Source organism: Nostoc sp. 'Peltigera membranacea cyanobiont' 232 (genome assembly GCF_002245985.1).
GTDB lineage: Bacteria > Cyanobacteriota > Cyanobacteriia > Cyanobacteriales > Nostocaceae > Nostoc.
The window spans coordinates 1-4468 of record NZ_NOLK01000295.1 but is presented as its reverse complement, the minus strand read 5'-3'; the positions used below and the strand labels follow the sequence as shown (position 1 = coordinate 4468).

Genomic DNA, 4468 nt, shown 5'->3' with positions numbered 1-4468 from the left:
TGTACCTTCCTGGATCAGATCAAGAAATTCTAAGTTTCGGTTCTGGTACTTTTTAGCGATCGCCACCACCAGCCGTAGGTTAGCAGTCACCATTTTCTGCTTTGCTCGTTCCCCTTGATGAAGAATTAACTCCACTTCAGCTTCGCTTTGCCCAAGTGAGGTAGCTAATTCTCTTGCAGTTGGTTCTCGGTTTAGTTGAAGTGCGATCGCTTGCCGTTGCTGCTCAATCGTCATCATCTGCTGCACAAGCCTAGCATTTGTAATTTCTTGCTCAGGAGTTAGCAGAGGGTAGCGTCCGATTTCTTTGAGGTAAGAGCGAACTAAGTCCGTAGTTAGGCTGGGCATACTTTCAAATAATTGTAAGGAATACTTTTATTTTTCGCTTTATGAAAATATTTTATTTCAAGAATTAGCTAATAAATCAAATCTTAATCATAGACTTAAGCCAATATTCATATTTGTCAAATATATTTATAGATATAATACTTGAAATCTTCAAACAGGTAAATACTAAAACCTACTTTATTTTGTAACTAAACTTTAAGGTAAAAAAATGGTTGGATTAAATTAAAGAGACGCTACGCTAAATTTAGAGTGAAGTCCTCTCTTGAATAGAGGATACGTTCAAATTCGCTTCATATTTGGACAAGGCTAAAAGACGCTTTGCGTAAATCAATTGAAAATTACAAATACTTAGTTGATAAATAATCATGGATATGCAATCTCTACTCACTTTGACAATAGTAGCTATCTTTTGGGCATTCGTTACTCTCGTCATGTTCCAGTTCATTAACGGACTATTTGTATCGGCTGCTAACGTTAGCAATCTGGTTTCGGTTAGCAATGACAATATAGCCACTTCTGCAATCCCATCACTATCAGAAATAATCACATTACAAGCTCGGACTTTTGAAAAATTGCCAGATCCTTGGGCGTTAGATGATGAAGTTATTCATCGCACAAGCAATGAAGCAGTTGTTATTTCATTCCCTACATTGAGATTGCTGCCTCCAGTTAAAGAAGTTTCGCCACAACCAAAACGTACTACTCGTTCAAATAAAGCTAACAATGCTGCCAACAAATCACCGAAAACTAAAAAGGCTGATGTAAAGTCTTCAGGCAAGCGCAAGCCAGGTAGACCGCGTAAAACTGCTTAATTCGCTTTTTAATTCTCGTTCGATCACCGAAGAATAAATATCTGAAGGTTAAAAAGTTTAAATGAGGCAATAATTGCCTCATTTATTAATAAGAGAAAGGCTTCGCCATAGCAATAGTGAAAAAATAATGTTGTGAGTAATGCAATGGTACAGCAACTTTTCACCCAAGGTTTTCTGTTCGACTTTCAAACAGTATTAGATTATGGGCAATCAATATTAAGTGTTGGTCAAGAGCTTTTGAAAACACTACTTGAGAATCGCCCCCTGAACACGAAAACTGTTCAAGCCCAAATGAATCGCCACTTCCACGGTACTGCGGCAGAGGGCACATGGCAGTGGAAAGATGCTTACGAAGCTGTGGAAGTGGCGGCAATTTTGTACCTGCGACAAAAGGGACTCTCAGAAAATCCCTTAGAGCAATTGCAACTGCTCAAATCCCTTTGCCCCACACACAGCCGCCGTACCCAGGAGCAAATTCAGCTTCAGCAGTTTTCAACTCCACTACCATTAGCATACTTGGTGGCAATGGCTGGACAAGTCACTTCTGATGATTTAGTGCTTGAACCCAGTGCTGGTACTGGAATACTGGCTCAGTTCGCTAAACTTCAAGGCGCGAGTCTCATGCTCAACGAATTGGCAGAGGGCAGAACTAAGATTCTGCGGCGATTATTCCCTGGTACACCATTATTCTCAGTAAACGCGGAACAGATTAACGATTACCTAGCTGGTAAAACTCAGCCCTCTGTTATGCTGATGAATCCACCTTTTTCAGCATCTCCCAAAATCAGCAGTCGCAACCCTGATGCCACCCCTCGCCACATCAACTCAGCATTGCAAAGACTGGCTGACGGTGGGCGGCTGGTAACAATCACAGCCAACTGGTTCTCTCCGGCTAACCCAAGCTGGCGAGAGACTTTTGTTAGGTGGCAAGAGAAAGCACGAGTTTTAATGTCAGTCGGGGTTAACGGCAAGGTTTACTCAAAACATGGTACACAGATCGACACTCGGATTACAGTCATCGACAAGGTTCCGGCTGATAATCCTGGCGACATCCCCTGTATTTCCGAAACTTTGGACTTGCCCGAACTGCTAGCGTTGATTGAGCATTTGCCACTGCGATCTTCGTGGGAGCGCTCAGAAGAAGTCAAACATGCTGCGAAGGCAATTGTTGTTCAATTGCCAAAACGTACTACAATTGCACAACCAGAAACAGTTTCCTCTCTTCCAGACGATGTAGTAGTGCTGGAATATGAGGTTGTTGAATGGTCTGCTACAGAAGGACTTAAAGATACTTTATATGAAACCTATCGCCCACAACGAATCCGAATCAAGGACGCTTTACCTCATCCTTCCCTACTTTGCGAAAGTGCAGCCCTAGCACTTGTTTCGCCACCAGCACCAACTTATAAACCGCATCTTCCTGGCAACATTATCACACAAGGCAATTTGTCAGAGGCACAGCTTGAAAGCGTTATTTACGCAGGTCAGGCGCACTGTGAATTTTTGTCTGGGTCTTATATTGTGGATGATTCTTGGGATAATGTGACTGTTGCGGCTCAGGGCGAGGAAAATGCCGTCAAATTTCGTCGTGGCTGGTTCTTAGGCGATGGGACAGGTGCGGGGAAAGGAAGACAGTGTGCAGGAATCATCCTCGACAACTGGTGTCAGGAACGAAGAAAAGCAATCTGGGTATCAAAGAGTGCTGCTCTTATTGAGGACGCACGTAGAGATTGGTGTGCGCTCGGAGGTAGTGAAAAAGATATTATCGACCTGGGCAACATCAAACTTGGCGACCCCATCCCTTTCACCCAAGGCATTCTCTTCTGCACATACTCAACTCTACGTTCTCAAAAGAACGGCAAAAGTCGGCTCAAGCAAATTGTTGAATGGGCAGGTAATGACTTTGAGGGAGCGATCGCTTTCGACGAATGCCACAGTATGGGCAATGCAATGGCTCAAGAGGGTAAACTCGGTATGGTTGCAGCATCCCAGCAAGGCATTGTTGGGCTTCGGCTACAAAACGCATTACCGCAGGCACGGGTTATCTACGTTTCTGCTACTGGAGCGACGAAGGTTTCTAACCTATCTTATGCAAATCGTCTGGGGCTTTGGCAGACTGGAGATTTCCCGTTTACCTCCCGTGAGGATTTTGTGGAATCCATTGAGGGTGGTGGTATTGCCGCGATGGAAGTGGTCGCCAGGGATCTCAAGGCTTTGGGGCTGTATCTGGCGCGGAGTTTCAGTCTAATAAAGCTACGTAAGGCTGACACCGACTTGATGCCTGCGGGTTTATGTGAGTAGGTTCCGCAGGTTTGCTTTTGTTGAAGGAAATTGGCTAAGGATTTCTCGATTTCTGGCTTACAGGTGCAGACTTTTTGGCTAAGTGCGGTATATTTTCCTGTGGGCGCTCTCTGTAAATATCGCCATATCAAGTAAAAATTCCTGTGCTACAGTCCGTACAAGCCGATAATCAAAACAAATTCAAGGTAAATCCTGCTTTTCGTAACGTAAGTCATGCTCCTAGATTATTCTCACAAGAATCTCACAGGTCGTTCATTTAAAGGTAAAAACCTTGTAGGAGCAAACTTTAGTTTTGCAGATATTCGTTCTTGCGATTTTAGTGAGGCAATTCTTAAAGATGCAAACTTCTATCATGCTAAAGCAGGCAGACAAAATCTTTGGGTTATATACTTACCTGTTTGCTCATTGTTATTTTTGGGGATATTAGGATTTTTTTCATATATAGCTAATTATCTTGTAACACTAATAGCTCAAAGTTCTAACTTAGATAATCTAATCACAGGTGTAAGCACTTCTATTTTATTGGTTATTTTCTTCTTGACTACGTTTTGTCAAGGATTGGAAACTGGTGTACCCTTATTTATTGTAATTGGAACTATAACTGTTTTATTTTTAACTGGAATCAAAAGTACAGCAGCTTTTAATGGAGCATCGGCTGGAGTTTTAATTATAGCTATAACATTAGTAGGTTCAATAGCATTATCAGCCGCGATTGCTGCTTTTAACAGAACCGTAGCTGTAATGATTTCTATATTAGTAATGTTATGTCTGACTGCTGCCGTAACTGCATCTTTCTTGAAACTTACATCTAGTATAGACAGTGCATTTCTTGTATTCCTGCCTGTAGTAGTAGCAATAGCTATAGCACTGGTCAGTCTTTACACAGGGTTAGCGCGTCTCAAAACCTATTGACAAGAGGACTTACCTGATCAGCGATAAGGTGGAAAACAAAGTGACACCATCTGAGGTAGGGTAAGATTTAATTCATCGAACTGCCATATCAAAGTAAT

The 4468-nt window shown here is 42.3% G+C and carries 4 protein-coding genes; 3 read left to right on the top strand and 1 reads right to left on the bottom strand.

Translation table 11 applies throughout. The annotated features are described in order from the left end of the window. Positions 1–345, bottom strand: a 345-nt coding sequence (locus CDG79_RS39215) for a sigma-70 factor domain-containing protein (RefSeq protein ID WP_317616647.1), incomplete at its 3' end; no start/stop codon positions are given. Positions 346–716: 371 nt separating this feature from the next. On the opposite strand from CDG79_RS39215, the gene CDG79_RS39210 reads away from it, so the two are divergent. From CDG79_RS39210 to CDG79_RS39200, 3 genes are all read left to right on the top strand, one after another. Beyond that, positions 717–1157 carry a hypothetical protein gene (locus tag CDG79_RS39210; protein WP_223278636.1) on the top strand — a complete coding sequence of 147 codons (441 nt, stop codon included), beginning with the start codon at positions 717–719 and terminating at the stop codon, positions 1155–1157. Positions 1158–1301: 144 nt separating this feature from the next. Next, positions 1302–3458 (top strand): strawberry notch-like NTP hydrolase domain-containing protein, encoded by a 2157-nt coding sequence (locus CDG79_RS39205; RefSeq protein ID WP_223278635.1) that lies wholly within the window; start codon positions 1302–1304, stop codon positions 3456–3458. A 213-nt stretch (positions 3459–3671) separates the two neighbouring features. Beyond that, the gene (locus tag CDG79_RS39200) at positions 3672–4370 is read left to right on the top strand and encodes a pentapeptide repeat-containing protein (protein ID WP_094346874.1); all 699 of its coding nucleotides are present in this window, start codon (positions 3672–3674) and stop codon (positions 4368–4370) included. The last annotated feature ends 98 nt before the right edge of the window (positions 4371–4468 follow it).

Excerpts from the sequence above, each read along its gene's own strand:
- CDG79_RS39210 (WP_223278636.1), top strand. The coding sequence starts at position 717 with ATGCAATCTCTACTCACTTTGACAATAGTAGCTATCTTTTGGGCATTC.
- CDG79_RS39205 (WP_223278635.1), top strand. The coding sequence starts at position 1,302 with ATGGTACAGCAACTTTTCACCCAAGGTTTTCTGTTCGACTTTCAAACA.
- CDG79_RS39200 (WP_094346874.1), top strand. The coding sequence starts at position 3,672 with ATGCTCCTAGATTATTCTCACAAGAATCTCACAGGTCGTTCATTTAAA.